The sequence below is a fragment of the Mesorhizobium sp. M0870 genome (genome assembly GCF_040319775.1).
Taxonomy (GTDB): Bacteria; Pseudomonadota; Alphaproteobacteria; order Rhizobiales; family Rhizobiaceae; genus Mesorhizobium.
Map to the genome: position 1 here is coordinate 79839 of NZ_JAMYOI010000023.1, position 19618 is coordinate 99456.

The 19618-nt window shown below is 61.1% G+C and carries 21 protein-coding genes; 3 read left to right on the forward strand and 18 right to left on the reverse strand.

Translation table 11 applies throughout. From position 1 onward, the window contains the following. Positions 1-23: 23 nt before the first annotated feature. Both NKH97_RS24350 and NKH97_RS24355 read left to right on the forward strand, forming a co-directional pair. Positions 24-194, forward strand: a complete 171-nt coding sequence (locus NKH97_RS24350) for a hypothetical protein (protein ID WP_164762750.1) — start codon at positions 24-26, stop codon at positions 192-194. 39 nt (positions 195-233) lie between these two features. After that, positions 234-941, forward strand: coding sequence for a hypothetical protein (locus tag NKH97_RS24355; protein ID WP_023814072.1), 708 nt, complete (start codon positions 234-236; stop codon positions 939-941). Positions 942-1027: 86 nt separating this feature from the next. Here the strand turns inward: NKH97_RS24355 and NKH97_RS24360 are convergent, their stop codons facing one another. From NKH97_RS24360 to NKH97_RS24390, 7 genes are all read right to left on the reverse strand, one after another. Next, positions 1028-1267 (reverse strand): hypothetical protein, encoded by a 240-nt coding sequence (locus NKH97_RS24360; protein WP_352441209.1) that lies wholly within the window; start codon positions 1265-1267, stop codon positions 1028-1030. Positions 1268-1699: 432 nt separating this feature from the next. After that, on the reverse strand, positions 1700-2023 hold the full coding sequence (locus NKH97_RS24365; protein WP_013530789.1) for a hypothetical protein: 324 nt from the start codon (positions 2021-2023) through the stop codon (positions 1700-1702). Next, on the reverse strand, positions 2023-2208 hold the full coding sequence (locus tag NKH97_RS24370; RefSeq protein WP_032909564.1) for a hypothetical protein: 186 nt from the start codon (positions 2206-2208) through the stop codon (positions 2023-2025). Before NKH97_RS24370 ends, NKH97_RS24365 begins: the two co-directional genes overlap by 1 nt. Further along, complete coding sequence (locus NKH97_RS24375; RefSeq protein ID WP_023814075.1) at positions 2193-2426, reverse strand: hypothetical protein; 234 nt, start codon at positions 2424-2426, stop codon at positions 2193-2195. The genes NKH97_RS24370 and NKH97_RS24375 overlap by 16 nt, the downstream gene beginning before the upstream one ends. Position 2427: 1 nt before the next feature. Beyond that, positions 2428-2646 carry a hypothetical protein gene (locus NKH97_RS24380; RefSeq protein ID WP_352441210.1) on the reverse strand — a complete coding sequence of 73 codons (219 nt, stop codon included), beginning with the start codon at positions 2644-2646 and terminating at the stop codon, positions 2428-2430. Further along, positions 2643-3353: a glycoside hydrolase family 108 protein gene (locus tag NKH97_RS24385; RefSeq protein ID WP_023814077.1), complete on the reverse strand. Its 711-nt coding sequence runs from the start codon at positions 3351-3353 to the stop codon at positions 2643-2645. The genes NKH97_RS24380 and NKH97_RS24385 overlap by 4 nt, the downstream gene beginning before the upstream one ends. Positions 3354-3883: 530 nt before the next feature. Next, positions 3884-4921: an EpsG family protein gene (locus tag NKH97_RS24390; protein ID WP_352441211.1), complete on the reverse strand. Its 1038-nt coding sequence runs from the start codon at positions 4919-4921 to the stop codon at positions 3884-3886. A gap of 157 nt (positions 4922-5078) precedes the next feature. Between NKH97_RS24390 and NKH97_RS24395 the strand changes: the two genes are divergently transcribed. Next, positions 5079-5243 (forward strand): hypothetical protein, encoded by a 165-nt coding sequence (locus NKH97_RS24395; protein WP_352441212.1) that lies wholly within the window; start codon positions 5079-5081, stop codon positions 5241-5243. Between the two features lie 4 nt (positions 5244-5247). Here the strand turns inward: NKH97_RS24395 and NKH97_RS24400 are convergent, their stop codons facing one another. The 11 genes from NKH97_RS24400 to NKH97_RS24450 form a co-directional block, all read right to left on the reverse strand. Beyond that, positions 5248-8049, reverse strand: a complete 2802-nt coding sequence (locus tag NKH97_RS24400) for a hypothetical protein (RefSeq protein ID WP_352441213.1) — start codon at positions 8047-8049, stop codon at positions 5248-5250. A 142-nt stretch (positions 8050-8191) separates the two neighbouring features. Further along, positions 8192-10540 carry a glycoside hydrolase family protein gene (locus NKH97_RS24405; RefSeq protein WP_352798938.1) on the reverse strand — a complete coding sequence of 783 codons (2349 nt, stop codon included), beginning with the start codon at positions 10538-10540 and terminating at the stop codon, positions 8192-8194. Positions 10541-10971: 431 nt separating this feature from the next. Next, positions 10972-11286, reverse strand: coding sequence for a hypothetical protein (locus NKH97_RS24410; protein ID WP_352612650.1), 315 nt, complete (start codon positions 11284-11286; stop codon positions 10972-10974). A gap of 8 nt (positions 11287-11294) precedes the next feature. Beyond that, complete coding sequence (locus NKH97_RS24415) at positions 11295-11588, reverse strand: hypothetical protein (RefSeq protein ID WP_023814084.1); 294 nt, start codon at positions 11586-11588, stop codon at positions 11295-11297. Further along, positions 11576-14062 carry an HNH endonuclease gene (locus NKH97_RS24420; protein ID WP_352612652.1) on the reverse strand — a complete coding sequence of 829 codons (2487 nt, stop codon included), beginning with the start codon at positions 14060-14062 and terminating at the stop codon, positions 11576-11578. Before NKH97_RS24420 ends, NKH97_RS24415 begins: the two co-directional genes overlap by 13 nt. Beyond that, entirely contained in the window at positions 14062-14565 is a 504-nt protein-coding gene (locus NKH97_RS24425) for a hypothetical protein (protein ID WP_031213873.1), read from the reverse strand. The genes NKH97_RS24420 and NKH97_RS24425 overlap by 1 nt, the downstream gene beginning before the upstream one ends. A 4-nt stretch (positions 14566-14569) precedes the next feature. Next, positions 14570-15238: a hypothetical protein gene (locus NKH97_RS24430; RefSeq protein WP_031213875.1), complete on the reverse strand. Its 669-nt coding sequence runs from the start codon at positions 15236-15238 to the stop codon at positions 14570-14572. A 243-nt stretch (positions 15239-15481) separates the two neighbouring features. Next, positions 15482-17965 (reverse strand): phage tail protein, encoded by a 2484-nt coding sequence (locus NKH97_RS24435; RefSeq protein WP_352630439.1) that lies wholly within the window; start codon positions 17963-17965, stop codon positions 15482-15484. Then, positions 17965-18561, reverse strand: a complete 597-nt coding sequence (locus NKH97_RS24440; RefSeq protein WP_023814089.1) for a phage connector family protein — start codon at positions 18559-18561, stop codon at positions 17965-17967. Before NKH97_RS24440 ends, NKH97_RS24435 begins: the two co-directional genes overlap by 1 nt. A 274-nt stretch (positions 18562-18835) precedes the next feature. Continuing rightward, positions 18836-19231 (reverse strand): hypothetical protein, encoded by a 396-nt coding sequence (locus tag NKH97_RS24445; RefSeq protein ID WP_352630436.1) that lies wholly within the window; start codon positions 19229-19231, stop codon positions 18836-18838. Next, entirely contained in the window at positions 19228-19563 is a 336-nt protein-coding gene (locus NKH97_RS24450) for a DUF6973 domain-containing protein (protein ID WP_128304615.1), read from the reverse strand. Before NKH97_RS24450 ends, NKH97_RS24445 begins: the two co-directional genes overlap by 4 nt. Positions 19564-19618: the final 55 nt, after the last annotated feature.

Sequence of the window (19618 nt, forward strand, 5' to 3'; positions counted from 1 at the left end):
TTGAAGCTTACGAAAATGTATACTTGGCCGACCATGGCAAAACCAAGATTGAGGCAGAGTTTCGCGCCACCATGCCGCCTCTCCCGTCATCACATGCCAGCAAGACAACAATGGAACACGCCATCCCGCAGCACCCTGAACATGCCGGGCATGGCGCCTTGGGCGTGATCGCGGCAGGTGTCGCCTACGCCTGACCGGCTCCCGTCCCCAAAAAAGCATCCAGGATTTGAAAAATGCGCCACCACCATGCCGTCATTCATTACCGTGCGCTCGATTTCTGGATGGCCCGTGCGGCCGTTCTCGTCATCATCTGCCTGCAGCTTCTGGTCATCAACAATCTCTCATTCGGGCCGCGCTGGGTGGCGCCCGCGCTGGAGGCGGCCCTGCTGCTGCCCTTGTCGGTGGCCACCGCCTGGACACAGGCCGCTACCCGAAAGGCGGTCGAGGACCACGAGTGGCATGCGATCGGCCAGTTTCGGGTCATGATCCGCAGAACAGCCCTGACCATGACCGCCATCATCAGCATCATGAATTGCGGTTCGCTGGTCCTGCTGGTGCGTGCCTTGCTGGAGGGCCATGCCGGCAACAGCGGTACGACGCTGCTGATCGACGCACTCAACATCTGGGTTACCAACGTCATCGTGTTTGCCTTGTGGTTCTGGAGCACCGACCGCGGCGGTCCGCCGACCTGCGGCCTCGTCAAGCTCGCACAGGCCGATTTCCTGTTCGCGCAGATGACGTTGAACGACCGTGAGCTTCGAGACTGGCTGCCCGGCTTCGTCGATTATTTCTTCCTCGCCTTCACCAATGCGACCGCATTTTCGCCCACCGATACCTTGCCACTCTCCCAGCGCGCCAAGCTGCTGATGATGGCCGAGGCCATGATCTCGCTGCTGACAATCGCGCTGGTCGCGGCACGCGCGGTCAACATCCTCGCTTGATCGGCCCGACACGCGAAAATAGCCCGCCCGGCGAACCGGAACGGGCTATTTTGGGTTGTCTTCGATGATTGGAATGCAGCGCCGAACTAGTGGCGCTTGCCCAGCCTGTAGCTGTTGCCGCCCAGCAGGTTGACGCCGAGCCCGCTCAGAACGCCACCGACGATGTTGGTCTTGTTGCCGTTCAGAATGCCTGAGACGACATTGCCGCTCAGGATGTTGTTGCCGCTGAGCACGTCGTTCAGCGCGGTGATCTTGCCAGGTCGATGGATGGCGAAACATTGATCAGGCTGCCCGAATTGCCTCCCCAGCCGCCCGAACCTCCGCACCCACAACCTGCCTCGGCGGCTCCAACGGACGATGCAACTGCAACAGCGGCTAAAATAACAGTGAACTTGTTCATGAAAGCTACTCCCGTTTGATGATGGAGATGGCTTCCGTCTTCTGTGGTCTACCTCTTGTTTAACAATATATGAACACTTCATCCGCTCAAGTCTTTATCTGGTTTCGGTGCATCAATCAAAAATTAACAATAATCATTATGCATAACCGACATGATTAACTTGCTTGTGACAACGGGCGATGACGAGACCGGTCAGATCGAATGCCGCTCAGCAATAGCCGATCGAAATACAAAAAAGCCGCCCCGGCGTGAGCCGAAGCGGGCAGCGGTCGTTTCTGGAAATGAGAGCAGCGCCGCGCCAGGTTGCCTGCCTCGGTAATTCCGAGGCAGTAGCCAACAGACGACGCGGTGCCAATAGCTACTCCTCCACCCCCGGCTTGAATCTCCGCACCACAAACTCGAACAGCACGTCCGAAATCCACATGGCGCAGACGCCGATCAGGAAGGCAGCCGCCAGCGTGGTGGTGTCGTCGGCGGGATCGGGCATCGGCAGGCCGGCGATCCTGGCGTAGGAAACCGCCGGCAGCGTCAGGTAGGCCGCCGCAAGTGCGCCGCAGATCGGCGAGGCCACCATTTCGCGCAGCTTGTAGCGATGCCGCGACAGCGCGCGCAGAACGCCGCCGGCGAGACCGGCCGCCACGACCGGTCCCTTGATGCCGAGCAGGTCGAAAAGATCGTTCATCATGGCCTCCAGCCGCAAAGTTTCTGGCCCTTTTCGTTGTGAGCCAGGATCGCCGCCACCGACGCATCGGAAAGGGTCGCCGCCTCTGCCCTTGTCGGGCGGAGGGGATGCCCGGCCGCGCAGAACGACCCGCCTGATTTGGTGCAGCCGGCCAGCAGGAGCGAGAGCGCTATGATTTTGACCATCTGGCCAGTCTCCCCCTGTTGTCGTCCGGCGCCCGGCCGGCGACGGCATCGTCGATCTTCTGGGCTTCGGTGCGCGCCGCTGCGTCGGCCGCATCCTGCCTGGCCTTCTGGCTGGCCTTGCCCTTGGCATAGGCCGTCCAGACACCGGCAAGCGCGGCGCCCATTGCCAGAAGATACGGCCAGGCCTGGCCAAGCAGCGCGAGGGCGAGTGTTCCCATCTCATGTCTCCTTGGCCGGCGGCGCGACCATGCCGCGCGGCCCGTCACGCACCGCGTTGATGATGATCTTGGCAAGGGCAATGGCGCCGCTGATCTGAAGCGCGGTGCGGTCGCCCACCCCGAGCAGCGTCCAGTCGAAGCCGGCGAGCGCGCCGCCGCAGATGATGGTGATCAGCGTGTTGAGGAGATTGTGCAGCGCATTGGTGTTGAACCATGTCATTGAAACAGGCTCCCGAAAAAATCGGCGACCCGATGCCGGAAGGCCGCGAGCGCTCCGGCCATGAGAACGAGGATGCCGGCCGCGGCAGCCGTCTTGCCGCCGGATGCCGGCTGCACGGGCTGGGTCGCCGGCATCACATCAGCCGATGTCTCAAACCTGGGCGACGCCGGCGCGGCCACCGGTGCCGCGGGGCCCTGCGCCGACATCAGCAGGGCCTGAACCCGCACCGACCTGACACGATCGGACCAGCCGCGCCCGAATGTTGCCCATGTCGGCAACCGCTTGAGGAACGCCAGCCGCGCATCGCAAAGCGCATCGATGGTGACGCCGGCCGGCTTTGCCTTGGCCGCCGCGACGGTGACCGGTCCGATCCGCCCGTCCTGCGCAACGCCGACGGCCGCCTGCAAATATTTGGCCGCCCGGCCAGGCCCGCTGTTGACGGCGAAATCGAACACCGCATGGTCGACGCCATCGGGCAATTCGGCGCCGAGCACAGCGTCCCAGTAGAAGCGGCGATAAACGGTGGCGACCTGCGCGTCGCTGATCGCACGCAGATCCGCCTTCCTCGCGTCGGCCTTCACATAGCGGCGGAAGCTGGCAAGCGTCACGCCCTTCATGGTGGCGCCGCCGGGGTCAGCCGGATTGTCCGACCACCCGCCTTCCGATTTGAGAACAAGCGCAAGCGCCCGAGCGAAGTTGCGGTCCATGGTGGTTTTCCTTCTTCGAATGATTTGGCTATGGTCGGCGCCGGGGAGCGGGCTGATGGATGATGAGCGACGCAAGGACCTAGTGATACTCGCCGCGCCGTGGGCTAAGCACAGCGCTAAGTTTCGTGCGAACGCAGCGACGAAGGCTGGCTAAATCAGAACCCACGACGGCGGGCTCTTGCTTCTCTACGACAGCGGGTGGGAAGTCATTCGACCCGGCGACAGCAACGCGGAAACTGGCTGACACAACCCGAGCGCCCGCCGTCCCTGCCGGCTTACGGGACGGGGAACGTCCCATTGCTCTCAGGCTGTCTGGTTTGTCTGGAACAGGTACGACCCTCTGAGGGCGCATACCCATGCCGAGCGGCGCAGCCTACATAAGGTTGACGATGGCGCTCGCACTATTTGTCCCTTGGTAGCGAGCCGCGACGGTTCTTCGGTTGGCTGCGAAAACTCCGGCAATTCTTACGGCACAGCTATAGCCGATGGCCGACGAACCGGCCTGCGAAGAAGGGTTGGCGAGATCGTCTTTACCCGACGCGCCGCAAGAACGGATAGTTCCCGGGATCAAGCATTGATCTCAGACCCCAGCGAGGCAAAGTTATCCGGGAACACAGGGTCACGACCACCACCGGCAGCAGCAGCATCGGCATCATCGCCACTCGATTGTAATAAGGCAGGCCGCTCGCTGCCATGTAGATCACGGTCATGACAATGCAGTATTTAGCCAAGCGCGCATCCGATTGCTTTTCGGCCTTGTGAAGCAGCAGGACGCTCACGACACACTGGAACAGTGAGTAGTAGAAGAACAGCGCCTTGTAGCCCACCTGATAAGTCAAGAACGCGTTGGTTGAGTACTGGGTGTAAAGCCCAGTCCATAAAAGGATCGGGGTGACGATCATCCCAGATAGAACAGTGATGTAATCGGTGACATAGCCGACGAACGTCAGGACAACGACCGCGACAAACAGCTTGCCGGACCTCGGCAAGAAGTCGGTGAGGATGTACACGCTCACGAACAATGCGGCGCTGTAATGGCTACCTATAGCGAGCGCCGCGAAGAGGACGGCCCAACGTTTTTGCCGATAATTCACCGCCCGAAAAAAGGCGAGAATGAATATCAGCGAAAACCCTTGCCTTAGCGTGTTTTGCCCGAGCTGTTCAAACCATGGCAGCATGATGAAGGCCACGGTAGCTAGTGCGCCAAGAAGCACATTGTTGCACTGCCGGGAGGCGTAGAAGAAATAGGCTGCGATCATCATCATGCTGTTTGCCAGCATGCTGTCGGAGAGCGAAAATCCCAGGTTTGCATACAGCCAGTGCATTGCTAGGAACACGCGCTCGTGCGCTACAGATGTCATATAGAGGACAAAGCCAGTTCGCGTCGCATAGGAGAAACCACGCGAATAGCTGACGATGTCGCCATCGGCTGTGTATGCCACGTAGTTGGCATAGTCAGTCCTCGAAACCGCAAATAGCATCACTGGCACTAAGCAGGCCAGTGCCGGGAACCAATTCTGGCGAACGGGCCGCATTCGACTCTCTCGTATAACGATGGCTGCAACCATTGCTCAACTCTTGCAATTTAATCAATGCCCATGGCGGCCGGCTGCCAAAACCCGGCAACAGCCCCGGCGCCGCGTCGATAAGCGTTATTGACGTTCTTTGCTTGGCTGGCCGCTCCTTGGTATGGGTCTGCGCTCGTGCTGCTGGCGAGGATGGACCATGATCGAAAGAGGCACCAAGGACAAAGACGCCCCATTCGATGAAGAAGCTGAGCTTCAGATCATGACCAACGAGATGGTATGGTTGGCGATCATCGTGCTTGGCCCGACCGCAACCTATTTCGTCTACTTGTGGATCGTCCCGCTGTTCAGTGCGCTTCGGTAGCCGATCAATACTCGATATAGTCGACCGTCACGCCAAGCCCGGACAGAGCGACGCCGGACCCGGCAGAGTTGGAGTTGAGGATCAACACGTCCCCAGGCTCCAGATATGCGCCGGCCGGGCTCGCAGTGACCCCGGCATCTCGCGACACAAAGGCAGTGAACCCGGTTGCGGTCGTGTCGATTGTCGCAGCGTTCGCAGATGAGCCTGCCCGATACCGCCGCAGGATGAGGTTCCGGTAGTTGGAGCCGCTTGCGGCAACGTCGGCGAGCACCTGATAGCTGGCCCGGGCGACAAGGCAACGACGCCGCGCGACGAACACGCACTTGTTCACGGTGCCGGTCGCCGAGTAGTCGCCCGCGATCGCCGTGATGCTCTCGCCGAACGTGTGCTTCTGCGCATCCCCTTGAAAAGTGACGGTGCCCCTGACGCGGTTGTTTTTGCCCCACCGGATGGAGTAGGGGTGGAGGAGATATTCCCACCTTACCAGCCCCTCAATGGTACGCCAGACAGCCGTGCCGTCGGCAATCCGCTGGTCGGTTCCGCTCGGGCCACCCGACGCCGCAGAGGTGCCGGCTGTCATGCAGATAAAGTAGGCACTCCCATTCCTCCGCACAGCATCAACCGCATAAGGTGTAAAGGCAGCCCACGCGGCAATGGATGCGCTGCCATCGTCGGTCACGGACAGTGCCGTCCCGGTTGGTCCCCCGCTGCTTGCCGAACGGCCCTCGGTGGTCGCACGGTAGAAATTTCCCCCGTTCGTCACCATGGCGTTGCGCTTGTAGATCGTGTCGGCAGCCCACGAGGCAATTGCGGTGCTGTCCCCATTGAGGTTCACGCTGCCCTCAATGTCGCACTCATCGACCGTAGCGCAACCTGCTCGCTGGTGTAGCGCGGTGATGACAAGGTCAGCCTGGGTTGATCCTGAAGTGTTGTTGCCCCGAGTGATAAGGCGACGCACTTTTACGCTCGATGGGGATTGAATACTGATGCCACCTTTATCGGAAGCCTCGATGCGCATCCCATCGATGTCGATATCAAGGTCTGACCATCCTATCTGATCGGCGTTGGCTACGCCTGAAAAGCAAGTAAAGGCGTGGTTGAAACCGCAGATCGCACGATAAGACGTTATGTCCTTGAGCTTCAGGTTGACGGCTTCGCGGATCCAGAAATACCCATGATCATCAAGCGTGATGTTCTGTAGCGTGATGTCCTGCACTGGACCCGTGCCTGCATGGCCGCCAGCCGCCCAATCCCACCCGATGTAGAAGGCAGGGGCCGTGGTCGAGCCGATGGCCGAGCCGCTGATGTTGGACAAAATAATGCGCTTGCTGACCTGAAAATTTCTGACAGCAGTACCGGCCACGTACTCTGCAAAAGTATCTGGCGTCGTCGTCTTGTAGTTGATGGTCGCGATGTTGCCGGTGTTGTGGACCGAGAAATCGCCGATCGACGCATCGATCTGGTCGTTGATGTCTATGCACTGGTTAACGCGCGCGACCGATTTGAAGACCCCGCCTCGGATCACGACAAGCTGGCTTGTGCCGTCGAGATCGATCGCCTCCGAGAAGTCCTCGAAAATGAAGTTGGTCATCACGAAGCTGTCGACATAGCGGACATTGAATCCGCCTGTCATTTTCTGGTGACGATGGCCGTTCACCTGCACGTTCTTGCTGTTCTGAATGTGGGTATAATAGCCGCGACGGCCGCCACTCGACTCGGCCTTGGTGTTGATAAACCGCAGACCATCAACGCCCACGGCGTAAAGGAAACGCTGGTTGCTGTTCGTCGCGTCGCCGTCATTGTTGGAATCGAAGGTGACGCCGTCGAACGCGATATTCTTGCGAGCGCCGACTGTCATATTTTTGTCGGTCGAGAAGACCGGTTGAATGTCGGTAGCGACAACACTTGCCCGGCTCACGCCATGCAGCACTGCTTCATGTCCGCTGAAGGTAACATTGTCGGCGGTCAGTGCCACCGCGCGATAGACATTGGCAGTGGTGTTGCCGAGCGTGAATGGCGAGACCGAGCCGGGCACCATCTTGTAGATGCCGGACGGAAACTCTACGCCGCCCGAACCCAGATTGTGCGCGGTCTGCACGGCTGCGGCATCATCAGTCGAGTTGTTTTTCCGGGCACCCTTCTGCGAAGCCGTCGGCGTGTCAGAGAGCGTGTATCCGACGACCGTCACGCCATCGTGCAAGGTGATCACGAGGTCGCCGGTCGTCGTGCCATTTTTGCGATAGACGCCGCCGCTGCCTGCCACATGGTTGCCGTCGTAGAATGCCGTGCGGATGTAGTCGGGCGCGACATCCGGCGAGAATGCTTCAGCCGTCGCTTTGGTAGCGAACTGAGGATCCATGACGGTCGTCATAGCGCCCGTTACGAGATCGAGAATTTCCTGTGCCGCCTCCTGAAGATCGCCGACGGCGTCGTCGGAGAGGTAGAAGCTGATCACGATGTTGTCAGTCCCGATCACCGGGTTATCGGTCTGGAAAGCGTAGACCTTGCTGGAGTTCGCGTTGCCCTGCTGGACATGCACCGTCGTTCCCTTCTGCATGGTGCGCCCGGTGCGGGCATCGGCGGCGCGGAACCATCGGCCTTCGCTTACCGTATAGATACCGTTTTGCGTCTGGTCGGCCTGGTCCTTGACCAGCACGCGGTCGCCCACCTCCGTCGCCACCCCGTCGATGGTCTGAAGGCCGAAAAACGCAATGCTGGCGGTCGTTGCCAGACGAACGGGTTCGCGCTCGCCGGTCAGAAGGCGAACGGCGGCGGCTGAAGATCGGGCCATGCTGGCTTGCTCCATGAAAAAAGCCCGCAAAAGCGAGGCTGAAAAAAGATTTTGGTCTTGCAATGCAGCGAGCCCATCCCTCGGGCCTGCCGATCAGCCGGCTGATGACATCAGTGGCGATTGTGATGGCGCAGCGGCGTCGAACTTCTCAGCAGAATCAAACCTCCTGAAGCCGCACAACGGCGTTCCAGCCATAGGTCTTTGCCGCGACGCCGGTAACGGTCACCTCAATTCCGGAAGCCCCAGCGGTGACCGACGCGTCGAGCGATGCGGCGTCGGTTGCATATTCGCCGATCACCGTTTTGGTGATCGCACCTTCGATCGCCAGGGTTCCGCCCGTGTTGCGGATCACCCCGGCGAACACATAGCCGGCGCTGGTCGACGATGAACCATCCGTGCGGCGGGCAGCGACATCGACGGTGAACTTTGCGCCTTGCCCTGGCCTGATCGGAACAAAGCTGTTTCCGGCTTCGAAGACCATAAGAACGGGCGTTGCGTCCGGCGTCGATTTATAGCCCTTGAAAAGATCGCCGCCCCGGTTTCCTTCAATCAGCGCTATGTGCGATCCGTCATCGGTTGGCTTGCCCGTCGCCGTGCCGGAGTAGATGTTGCCCCGCACCTCGATGTTCGGCGAGGATCCGCTGACTTTCACGTCGTTGACGACACTGCCGGTCGTCGCCTTGAAAAGGCCACCCGTCGCCCTCTGCCGTTCGCTCGATAGTGTCGACAGGGCGACATAGGACGATCGCGCATCCGCGATGCCTGCATGGGTTTGCGACATGTCGCCGTTCAATCGAACGCCGATGGAAGCGGCTGCGCCGCCCATGTCGACAAGCGTGTCAGCCGACACAATGGTCTCATCCGCCGCGCTGAAGACGCCATAGGCATTGGCCTGGGTGAACCCAAAGATGCGGCCGGCGCCAATCCTGACGCCGCGCGAGATCTGTTGCCCGGCCGGGGTTTCGATATAGATGCCCTGATGTGTCGCCTGGATGTCGAAGGACAGCAGGCGAAGATCTTCGATATGATGGCCGGTGCCGGCGCGAATGCCTTGCTGCACGCCTTCCGTCACCAGGCTGCGCACCTCGATATCCTTGGCCCCTCGCAGCACCAGACCATAAAGGCCATCCCTGGATTTGGCACTGATGCGAAGGCGTTTGTACTTCAACACCGATCCGACGGGCACAGCGCTGCGGGTGAAGGCGACGGCCGCGCCAAGCTGAACGCCGCCAAGCTGCGTCCAGTCGATATCCACCTCGATATCGCTCACCGGCCAGTCGTCGTCGCTCTCTGCATCGAAACCGTTCAAATAGGCACTCACGCGAGCGCGGCGGACAAACACGTGACTTGTGCCGGAAACATCGTCGTTGATGGTGACGATGTTGCGCGCCGTGTCGCCTCTGGCGTCGTCAATGTAGACCCAGTTGGAATCGGCAATGCGGTAGTGATCGCCTTGCGTACCGGTGAGCGTGCCATGCTCGATCGTGACGCCTGAAATGCCGCTGATGTTGAAAACGCCAAAGCCGTTCGGAGCCGCGACATGATTCCAGGCGCCGTTGACCTTTGGAGCGATGATGCGGTTGTCGCCCTTCAGGTTGAATAGGTGCGTGGCCTCCTCGGTGCGCTGTAAAAGCGCCTTGTCGTCAAACTCGACCATCAGCCCCTGCGGAATGTCGATATTGCCGGCCAGCGAAAATGTGCCAGCCGGGATGATCACCCTGCCCTGCTCGGCGGCAGCAATGGCGTTGACGATCGCGGTCCTGTTGTTGCCGGCTGCCGTGTCGGCGCCCGCAGCGCGAATGTTGATCTCCTTTGCCCTCGGTGCGTTGATGATGTCGAAGCCGGCTTTCGCCCCATCTTGCAGCGTGATCGCCAGGCCGCCCCCGCCAGCCGAAATGGTGCCATTCTTCCTGTAGAGGGCTTGGCCGTCGCCGACCTGCGAATAGCCGGCAGTCCTGATATAATCCGGCGCGATCGCCGGTGAGTATGCCTCTGCCGTCGCCTTGGTTGCGAATTGCGGATCGAGCACCGTCGTCATGGCGCCCGTCGCCACGTCCGCCGCGGCCTGGGCCTGGTCGATGATGCCTTGCGCGGCTGCCTGGATATCGCCGACGGTGTCGTCGGACTGGTAAAACGACAGCACAATGTCGTCGGCACCGATCACGGGGCTCACTGTCTGGAAGGCATAGACGAAAGCGGCCGAAGCCATGGCCTCCTGGACATGCACCGTCGTCCCCTTCTGCATGGTGCGCCCTGTGCGCGCATCGGCGGCGCGGTACCAGTAGCCTTCCGACGCCGTATAGATGCCGTTCAGCCTGGCGTCCGCCTGGCCCTTGACCAGCACCCGGTCGCCGGTCGCGGTCTGGACGCCGTCAATCATTTTGAGGCCCTGGATCCAGGCGACGCCGTCGATGACGATCGTCTCCAGGTTCGCCGTCGTTGCCAGGCGCACGGGTTCGCGCTCGCCGGTCAACAGGCGAACGGCGGCGGTTGCAGGTCGGGCCATAAGGCTTGCTCCATGAAAAAAGCCCCGCGCAAGCGAGGCTGTGAAAAGGGTCTGATTTTGGGGCGTGGGCGCGTCGGGAGGTTAACCCCCGTCACATGGGTGGGACCGATAAAAGTGCGCTGTCACCGTAACTGCAGTACAAGGTCGGCATCAGCCTTTTCGCCTCGGTCAGCAACCCAGTTGCCGCGCTTTTCGCACGCACTATCGATCTTTTAGATAATTTCGCGCCCAGGCTCTTGCTTCGGGGCTGCCTACATTTGGCGAGTCGTGCTCTTGCACTATTTTCTTTGTCTAGATTTCACTCCGATCCGTATCGATAGAATTCATAAAAGTGCATCGTCACCGTAATCCCCCTCCGGGGAGATGTCGGGCAGGACGAGGGGGCGCCGTAGAACGCCAGCCGCACCGCAATTCCAATCAGAAAACAGCGTTCAACCTGCGAAGTTATTGTCCACGAACATCTCGGCAAATTGCTGAGGGTTAAGCGTTACATTGTTGTCGCGGGCGATTTTGAGATTCTTTGCCCACATATCCCGGATTGCTGCCGGCATTCCCTCGGGCATGTGCATGGCTTGGGCAATTGCATCATGCCATTGTCCGTCGCCGCCATAGATAGATTGCAGTTTGGGGGCCATCTTTTTCAAGCCATCCTCCGACTCTTGAGAAAGTTCTCCAATGGCCCAGAGCACATAAAGCTCCAGCAGCCTAAGCAGCGGCTGTCCATCGTAACGTGGGTTAGTCGCCATGTTTCCCCTCACGCATCATTGGTGGCGTATTCGATGAGTCTTTGGCAGATAGCCGACAGGCTGGGCTTTTCCTTCAGTGAAGCTACCCAGGCCTCGGTAAATTCAATCGCAATGAATATCTCGATGAAATATGTAAGCCCCGCTTTGGCTGCCGCCTTCGGAGGCACCGTGCTATCGTCGGGTGCGGTCGCAACCATTGCATTGGAATCTTCAGTCCAAGGCTCCGCCACATAAATCGTGTCATCCTCGTCAAAGTCCGACAACCGTCCAACAATATCCAACAACTTGATTATTTTCCCCATAAAGAAAATCCTCCTCGACGATTCGGGTGCAATGCTTTCTGAAAGATAGTCCCAGGATCATGCTGCGATCTAGGGACAAGTTGCATCACACCGGCTTTTGTGTCGTGGTGCCAAGTGTAGCCGGGGGGCGCTCTTCGGGGAACGAGCCCCCTCTTTGTCCGCTGGAGGTTAATTCCCGCATCTTGCAGAGCTTTCGCGAAATCCGGCTCTCTTTCCATTAGCACCAGCAGGGCTTCGTTGGCCGCCTGGAAATGGCGTGGGCGCGAAACGTTCGGATATAATGCAGAATCTATCTCTGTCTCGAACACCACACTATAGAATTGACCGGTCGGCCCTCGACTAGCGCCGTCGCCTGCTTCTTCTGTCAGCGGTTCGGACCCGGGTATAGGTAAGTCGTCTACGCCTTTGTAAAGATCCGCTCCTTCAGAAAGAGCGTCCTCCGTCGAGTCAGCGAGCTTGCCGCTGCTTCTGCGAACAAGCGCCTCGGCCCCCTCCGCTAGGTCGTCGGACCGCCTCAAGACCTGCGAGAGTTCCTTAACCAAAGGCCCCGCAATCTTGCCGGCTTGTTGCAGGCCGACGGATACCAATTTCTCGGTGGGGAGCGTTCCTAAGACATTGAGAATGGTGTCGCCGACGTTGCCAGACATCGCGGACGCAACAGCCTTATCGGCCGCGACCATGGGCGCAATGCCGAGCAGCGAGATGCCCTGCTCGCCGGCTCCCTCGGAGCCAACCAGCATCCGCGCCAGATTACGCCGCACGCTGCTTGGCTTACTATCGCCGGCGATAAGGTAGCCAAGCTTATCTTGGGGCGTAGGAATGTAATTCGTGACTTCTACATGCGAGTCCCGCAGACCCAACTCGGCTGCTTGGCGCAGATCGAGCAGCATTTCGGGGTCGACTATCCAATCGCGACGTGTTCGATCAGCTAGGCTTCTCTCTGTCTGCGCTGCACTTGTCCGAATTAGGTGGTCTAGCATTGCCTTTTGGGCAGCTTCGGTAGGCAGTGCAGCAAAGAGGTTGTTTAGGGCGGGATCTTGCGGGTTTGTTCCGTTTTTGAGTCCGTCGACGACGCCTCCCGCCACGGAATTGGGCAGCGGTTGAATCTTCTCGAAGCCCAGTTGCTGCTGAGCGGCGATCGAGCCGATGATGGCTGCCTGATAGTCTTCCGGCGTCGAAAGATTGTTCCAAGCCGCATCGAGATTCGCGAACGTCTTACGTACATAGCCACCCGGATCGCCCTGCCTCTCTTTGAGCGTGAGGTCGGCGGCCGTGGCTATTACTTCATGACGCGCGCTGTCCTCTTCCGGCGTAGCACTATCGGCCTTGGGCGAGGACTCTTTGACTCTGGCCAAAACGGCCTCATTCGACATGCCACGCATGCTGTAGAATTGCCGACTGACATCCATTGCTTGGCTGAAGGCTTGGAAGCGCCTGACGCCTTCGGTGGCGCCGTAGAGAGCGATGAACTGCTCCGGAGTCTGCACGGGGCCGGAATAGGTTCCAGTTTCCCTGATGGAGCTTGGCGCATTCTGTTCGGCGAGGCCGATGCTGGTTCGTGTTTCGACCTGCCGTGCGATCTCAGCGGTCCGCGCTTTCTGGGCCAACGCTGGCCTGTCTTCAGGCGGGATGTCGTCCCGGACAACCTGCACCGCTCGCTCATATGGCGTCGGCTCGCCAAGGCGATCGTCCCTTGGCGCCACAGAACTTGTGGTATTTGCCTGCGGGCCACCAACCGCCTCGGCCGTATCATCTTTGATCCGGCTGCCAGCCCGCCCCGCACCCAGCATCTCAGCCGCCCGCTTCGGATCCTGGGCAATCATTGCCTGGACCAGCGCCTTGGCCGTGTTGGTGCGCCAGGTGGCCTCGGCTGTTTGCCGAATGATCGAGTTGCCGATCTTGGCGATCAGGTCGAAGCCGCTCTGCCGGATCGCCTCGAATGTCTCGGCGTCGTTCGGGTCGCCCTGTGCGATGGAACCCGTGGACATGTTGTCGATCTTGGTCCACTCGGCCAACTCATAGTCGTCGCGCTGCTGGAGCTGCCGCTGCGCCATGCGCCGCGCGCCAATCGCGCGCATCGTCTCCTTCTGCCTGGCGAAACCAGCGCGCTGACTCTCGGGCATGTTGGGCAAGGCATCATCGAACAGCGTGTCGAACAGGCCTGTTTTGACCACCTCGCCGGTGCGCGGGTCGACCTGGCCGTACATGGTTTCATGCAGGCCGCTGCCGTCGGCCGGCGCGTTCGCGGCCACCTCGTCTTCCGCCTGCGCGATCCGGCCGTTGAACCGGCGGCGCGCCAGCTCGGCGTCGAACGCCTCTTGCTGGTCCCTCATCTGCTGGTAGCGCTCGGCGATAGCCGAGAACTGGTCGCCAAGACCCTGCATGGCGCCGCCAATCGGCGATCCCCCGGGGTACGGCACCGCATTGCCGGCATCGAGCCGGCGCTGCGCTATGTGGAGCGGAATGGTGGCCATCAGTAGAGGCCTCCGGTGGACGAGCCGCCCGGCGGCGGTGGGAAGGCGCCCTTGCCGAAGGTCACGGCCTTGGTCGGGTCGTAGAGGCCGGAGAGACCCGATACGAGATTGCTGCCGGCCTTGAAGATCGAGGCCGTGACCGCCTGCTTGCCGGAGAAGCGCGAGAGCGCGGCTTGCGTATTGAGACTGTTCTGGCGCAGTTTCGAGCCGTACTGGATCGCGTCGAGATCAAGCTGGCCCTGCCTGGCATTGGCGGCCAGCACCTCGGCCGGCGAGCCTGATATGCCGACGCCCGAGGCGCCGGCCTGCGCACGCGCCTGGCCCAGCAGGAGATCCTGCTTATGGCGCTCCTGGCTCTGCTCGAAGGCGGAACTCTGCGCCTCGGCCTGCGCTTGCTGCCCGTAGGCCTTGGCCTGATAGTCGGCCATCTGCTTCGACTGCTGGCCTTCGACCAGCGCGCCGCCAACAGAAAGGGCGGTGCCGATAAGGGCAAGTGTGCACATGCGTTCAGCCTCGTTCGCCAAAGGAGGTGTTTGCGGGAATGAATTTGCTTTTGACGCCGTCCACCGGCGCGCCGAGCGCCGGGCGCGGGTCGAGCGCACCGCCGGGGGTGAGGAACGACACAAGCAGCCTGTCGGCCTGCAACGCCGGCCGGCTGAGACGGGCGGGTGCAGCGGCCCGCGGGCCGGCCATGGCGGCGCGGCGGGTCGTGGTCAGATTGATCTTCAGCTCGGCGACGCCGGCGGCATCGAACAGGCCGTTGGCGGTGGCAATGGTGCGGGCGAGCGCATCGGCCTCGAACAATTCCTGGCGCAGCAGCTCGACCAGCCGGCGGGCGCTGCCCCAGCGCTCGCCAAGCGTTGCAGCTTTGGCCTTGATCTCGTCGCCAAGCGCGGCGATGTCGGCCCGCGCTTCGCCTTGCGCGGCCTCCGCACGGCGCTTGCCGGCGGCGTCGATGGTCTTTTCCAGCAGCCCGATCTGGTCGTTGCAGTCGTCCAGCGCGGCACGCGCGGCGGCCAGGTCGCCATCGCCGAAGACCGCGCGGTCCTCGGCTTGCGCCAGTTCGGTTCTGCAGTGAAGCGCGTCGTTGAGGTCGGTGTCGAGCAAGGCGATGACGGCGGCGAATTCGGCAGCCGTCCGCGCCATCCCGAGGATTTCGGCATGGGGAGATGTCATTTCGGGGATCCTTTGGTGAATTGTTATCTCCCCACTCGAGGGGGAGATGGCCGGCAGGCCAGAGGGGGGTCGGCACGACCGGGTGCGACCTACCGCGGCAGATGAGATTGGCGCTTCGCGTGGAGCGTCGGCATCCTCTTTCAACGTGGAGGAGGTTGGCGTCCGGTCGAACCGACCCCCTCTGTCGCCTCCGGCGACATCTCCCCCTCAAGGGGGGAAATCACCATCTTCAACGCCGGCGCTCTACGGCTCGGCGTCGAACACCGGCGTGAACGCACGGATCGTGCAGGGCGTCGGGTTGACATGGCGGATCCGCACTCGGCCCGGCCCTTCCCAGCTGTCGTCGATCGGCACCTCGACATTGCCGGTGAACAGCGTTGCCCGCCCGTCCGGCGCGATGATCGAGGGCATGCGCACCGGCTCCCAGCGGCCGCGCATCAAGGACTGGACTTGAAGCCCCGTGGTGTCGGTCTCCAGCAGCGACAGGATCACCTTCGCCACCTTCTTGCGGCGGCCGATGATGGAGCCGTCGCGGCCGCCGACATCGAGCTCCAGCGTGTCGGCGCCCGCCGCGTAGGGCAGGCCGAGTTGCCATTTGGCGGCGGTAGAACCGCCCGGCAGCGTGACGGTGCCGCCGCCGCTGACGGTCAGCCCGCGATAGACCTTGCCGTCGGCGAGCACATCGACGGACTGGCCGGCAAGGTGCATGGCGCCGCCCACCGTGGTGACCGCAAGACCCGCGTAGGACAGGCCGCAATCGACCTCGAAGGCGTCCGCGATGGCGCCGTATTCGAACGGCGCGGTCTTGATCTCGATGTAGCGCCTGGTCACGCCGCCAATGCTGCGCTTCACGATCAGCCAGAGATCGTCATTGCCGTCCTGGCCGGGGGTGACCGCAGCGCTTTCGACATCAGCCCAATTTGAACCATCGGAGCCCGCCCCGCTGACGTTGCCGCCCAGGCGATGCCGGTGCATGCCGCGCACCTCCTGGCTCGGCTGATGGGTGTAGCCGCCAAGCTCGCCATTCTCGAGCGGGAACCACAGCAACGGGTCGGGATCGGTCTGGAAGGCGAGCTCGACCACACCCTTTTTGGGAATATGCTCGGAGACCTGGCCGACATCGTCCGAAGCAAAACGGCTCTGCGCCGTCTGCGTCAGCTCGGCGATCGATTTGCGCGAGCGTGTGACATAGAGGAACGACTGGCCGGCATCCACCGGGCGGATGCGGGCGCAGCCAAAGGTGCGCGAGCGCCGGTTCTTGAACGAGGAGGGCGTCAGCGCCTCGTCGATGCCCGAGCCCGACAGGGCGCGGATGCCGCCTGAGGTGCCGATCAGAAGCGCGCCGTCGCTGTCGGCGATCCAGACAATGTCGTTGGCCTGGCCGCCGCCCGCCTGGACGAACTCCAGCGCATCGTCGTCCTTCTCGCCGAGAGCGAAATTGTCGAAGTCGCCGGTGGCCGAGGCATAGACCGAGAATTTGCGGCTGAAGGCCAGCCGCTCCTCATAGAGCGAGCCGCTCTCCACATGTTTTCCGGGAACAAACGTACCGAGCCGCCAGCGCGTGATCGGGTTCATGTTCGGCAGCGCATGGCCGTAGAGGATCACTTTGACCACCGTGGTGCTGGTGCGGCTGGTGATCCTCGCCCACCGCCAGATGCCGTCGGCGCCCAACAAGCGGATGGCGCGGCCGACATCGGTCGCCTGGAAGCCGGTGTCATTGTTGATGCCGATGCTTGAAGACGCGGTGATGTCGAACGGCGTCTGGTCGAATGCGGCGACATGGATCGCAAGCTCGGCCGAAACGCTGCTTTCGGCATCATCGCCGCCACCGCCGCTGAACACCAGTTGATGATATTCAAAGGCCGATTTGTTCGTGAATTCGTAGAAGCGCGTCTCGCCATTGCCCCAGCCGAGCTCGCCCGTACGAGTATCCAGGGTGACCCAGTTGGTGCCATCATTGGAACCCTGCAATTCCCAGGCGGTGAAGAAATCATAATTGCCCGTTGCCACCCGTGACGTGGTGATCCAGTAGGCATCGGCCACGCGCTGTGAACCGCCGGCATTGCGGAACCGGATATAGCCGTCACCGCCGCCAGAGATCTGGATATCCTGCGTCTTGTCGCGGTCGAACATCTGCCAGGCAGAGGCGCTGCCGCTGCCGGTGGAAGCGGTGCCGGAAGGCGTCGTGTTGCTGGTCATCTGCGGCGTCAGATGCCCGGTGTCGGACGGTGTCAGCGTCGTCGCCGTGTCGTTGACCGGGTCGTAGGGACCGTCGAGGAATTCAAAATCCGTCAGAGCCCACGCCGTGTGTGCGCTGCGCGTCAGCACCTTGGGCGGATAGTCCCGGTGAGTGACCCACATCTGGTCGGCCGACTGGACATAGGCGAGCTCGAACAGGTCCGCCTCGAGATAGGGCGAAGCGACCTCCACCGTGTCGACGCGCGCGCCATAGGCATGGACGCGGATGTACCGGTCGCCGAATTCGAGCGCATAGGCTTGATCGGCCGAGAAGATGAACGGGATCAGCCGCGTCGTCTTCGCGGAAATCTTCACCTCGCCGGCAAAATAGGTGCCGCCGCGCTTGCGGATGCCGCCATGCGGCAGGGTGATGAAGTTCTCGCATTTGGCCAGCGCCGCCCGATAGAAGTCGAGCGAGGCGCGTGCATGCAGGCGCGGCGAGATCTCGCCGCGGGTGAAGACGTCCTGGACGGGATAGAGCGTCGTCATCAGCGCGCAATCCTGTTGTCGCCGCGCTGATTGGACCACGAGGCGGTGTAGAGCCGGCTGCCGCGCTGGATGGCGTTGGCGTTGAGCGCCGCGTCCAGCGCCCGGTCATAGGCCGAGCGGGCAATATCGATCATGCCTGACTTGTGCGTCAGCGGATGCGCCACCTTGACGGCAAGGGCCGCCACCAGAACCTCGGTGAACAGCGCATCCCAGTCGTTGGGATCGGTGAGGTTGGCGACGTAACGGATGGTCAGCGGGCCGGACTGGTCGGAATAGATCAGCCCCGCCTCCTGGCGCCACGAAATCGGCACGCCGTCCGGCTCGCCATCACGGGTCAGCGGCAGCGGCCGCAGGCAGTCGGCCGGCAGTTCATAGGCAAAGGTCAAGCCGCAATCGCTGCCGGTGTCCGCCCCGGCAACCGTGGCGCGCAGGATGGCGAACACCCAGGCACATTTGGTAAGTTCTGCTTCCCTTGCGAGGTCGAAATGCAAGTTGAGCAGCCGTGCCGCCTTGACGTCCTGATCGAGACTGTCGATCGGCGCCTCGTCGAGCACGGCCAGCGCCATGTTGGCGATATCGAGCGGGGTGATGGCCATGGGTCAGCGCCTCGTCCATGTGGGTCGGGTCATGATTTTCTCCGGGCATGAAAAAAGCCGCTGCGAAGCGGCTGGGGGTTTGGATGGCGATATTCAGAGATCGTGCTCTACGCCCCCTCCGATCTCCCTTCGTGGGGTTGAAGAGTGGTCCGCGTAGCGGACGGAAAGCCAACTGCTTGGCTTTCCGAATGACGAAAGCCGGCAGGACGGAGGGGGCGCTAAGAAATATTGTCAGAACGAGGAATTACGGCGGCAGCGCACTATTTTCCAAGTCTCAGTCCGGACATGCTATCGACAAAACGCGCGAGATCTCCGGCATCTCACTGTTATTCGTGATTCCAACCCTTAATATCGGACGAAATCCACTAATCGAGCAATTCGAAAGATGGAAACTTACGTACCACCCAAGCCATGGAGATAGATATCCATCCCGGCTTGTAACTTTCCCATCCTTGCTGCAAGAAACGCTCGCGCTGGATTCCTCATTCACGAAAACGAGGTGGTACGTCGTTCCAGATCCTGCCGCTTCATCCAGTTTGGTGCCTGCAATTTCCAGCGTTCCGCCCACAAATCCGTCCTTCTCAAGCTTGACGAGAAGAGGGCTGCAATAAACAAAAATTGCAGCAGCCACCAAGATAGTTGCGGTCGTCAGAACCATCACTTTCTTCATTTTCTTTTCTCGTGAAAGATCATTGCCGGAGGCAGTGAAGTCTGAAGTAGTCCGGCCTCCAGGGCAAGGCGCGCGATTTCGTCGGGCGCGACCCCGGGTAAAGCTTCGCCCAACACACGGCCGACATTGTTATTTATCAAATCCATCGCGCGCTCATATCGGTCATTCGGATGGGATATCTCATAGGCATCCGATATCTTCTTCGCTTCGTTGACCCCAAGCGATTGCGCCATCTTGGCCGACCATTCGGCATGTCTCAAAGCACCCGCTGCATTATTGACGCCTGGATGAGATTGGAGCGATGCCGTTCCCATGAGGAATTGCGGTGACAATGCACTATTTCCAGTTCTCAGTCTGAAGATTCACTGCAGTCACATGGGTGCGGCC

Excerpts from the sequence above, each read along its gene's own strand:
- NKH97_RS24355 (WP_023814072.1), top strand. The coding sequence starts at position 234 with ATGCGCCACCACCATGCCGTCATTCATTACCGTGCGCTCGATTTCTGG.
- NKH97_RS24365 (WP_013530789.1), bottom strand. The coding sequence starts at position 2,023 with ATGAACGATCTTTTCGACCTGCTCGGCATCAAGGGACCGGTCGTGGCG.
- NKH97_RS24370 (WP_032909564.1), bottom strand. The coding sequence starts at position 2,208 with ATGGTCAAAATCATAGCGCTCTCGCTCCTGCTGGCCGGCTGCACCAAA.
- NKH97_RS24375 (WP_023814075.1), bottom strand. The coding sequence starts at position 2,426 with ATGGGAACACTCGCCCTCGCGCTGCTTGGCCAGGCCTGGCCGTATCTT.
- NKH97_RS24380 (WP_352441210.1), bottom strand. The coding sequence starts at position 2,646 with ATGACATGGTTCAACACCAATGCGCTGCACAATCTCCTCAACACGCTG.
- NKH97_RS24385 (WP_023814077.1), bottom strand. The coding sequence starts at position 3,353 with ATGGACCGCAACTTCGCTCGGGCGCTTGCGCTTGTTCTCAAATCGGAA.
- NKH97_RS24390 (WP_352441211.1), bottom strand. The coding sequence starts at position 4,921 with ATGGTTGCAGCCATCGTTATACGAGAGAGTCGAATGCGGCCCGTTCGC.
- NKH97_RS24395 (WP_352441212.1), top strand. The coding sequence starts at position 5,079 with ATGATCGAAAGAGGCACCAAGGACAAAGACGCCCCATTCGATGAAGAA.
- NKH97_RS24400 (WP_352441213.1), bottom strand. The coding sequence starts at position 8,049 with ATGGAGCAAGCCAGCATGGCCCGATCTTCAGCCGCCGCCGTTCGCCTT.
- NKH97_RS24405 (WP_352798938.1), bottom strand. The coding sequence starts at position 10,540 with ATGGCCCGACCTGCAACCGCCGCCGTTCGCCTGTTGACCGGCGAGCGC.
- NKH97_RS24410 (WP_352612650.1), bottom strand. The coding sequence starts at position 11,286 with ATGGCGACTAACCCACGTTACGATGGACAGCCGCTGCTTAGGCTGCTG.
- NKH97_RS24415 (WP_023814084.1), bottom strand. The coding sequence starts at position 11,588 with ATGGGGAAAATAATCAAGTTGTTGGATATTGTTGGACGGTTGTCGGAC.
- NKH97_RS24420 (WP_352612652.1), bottom strand. The coding sequence starts at position 14,062 with ATGGCCACCATTCCGCTCCACATAGCGCAGCGCCGGCTCGATGCCGGC.
- NKH97_RS24425 (WP_031213873.1), bottom strand. The coding sequence starts at position 14,565 with ATGTGCACACTTGCCCTTATCGGCACCGCCCTTTCTGTTGGCGGCGCG.
- NKH97_RS24430 (WP_031213875.1), bottom strand. The coding sequence starts at position 15,238 with ATGACATCTCCCCATGCCGAAATCCTCGGGATGGCGCGGACGGCTGCC.
- NKH97_RS24435 (WP_352630439.1), bottom strand. The coding sequence starts at position 17,965 with ATGACGACGCTCTATCCCGTCCAGGACGTCTTCACCCGCGGCGAGATC.
- NKH97_RS24440 (WP_023814089.1), bottom strand. The coding sequence starts at position 18,561 with ATGGCCATCACCCCGCTCGATATCGCCAACATGGCGCTGGCCGTGCTC.
- NKH97_RS24445 (WP_352630436.1), bottom strand. The coding sequence starts at position 19,231 with ATGAAGAAAGTGATGGTTCTGACGACCGCAACTATCTTGGTGGCTGCT.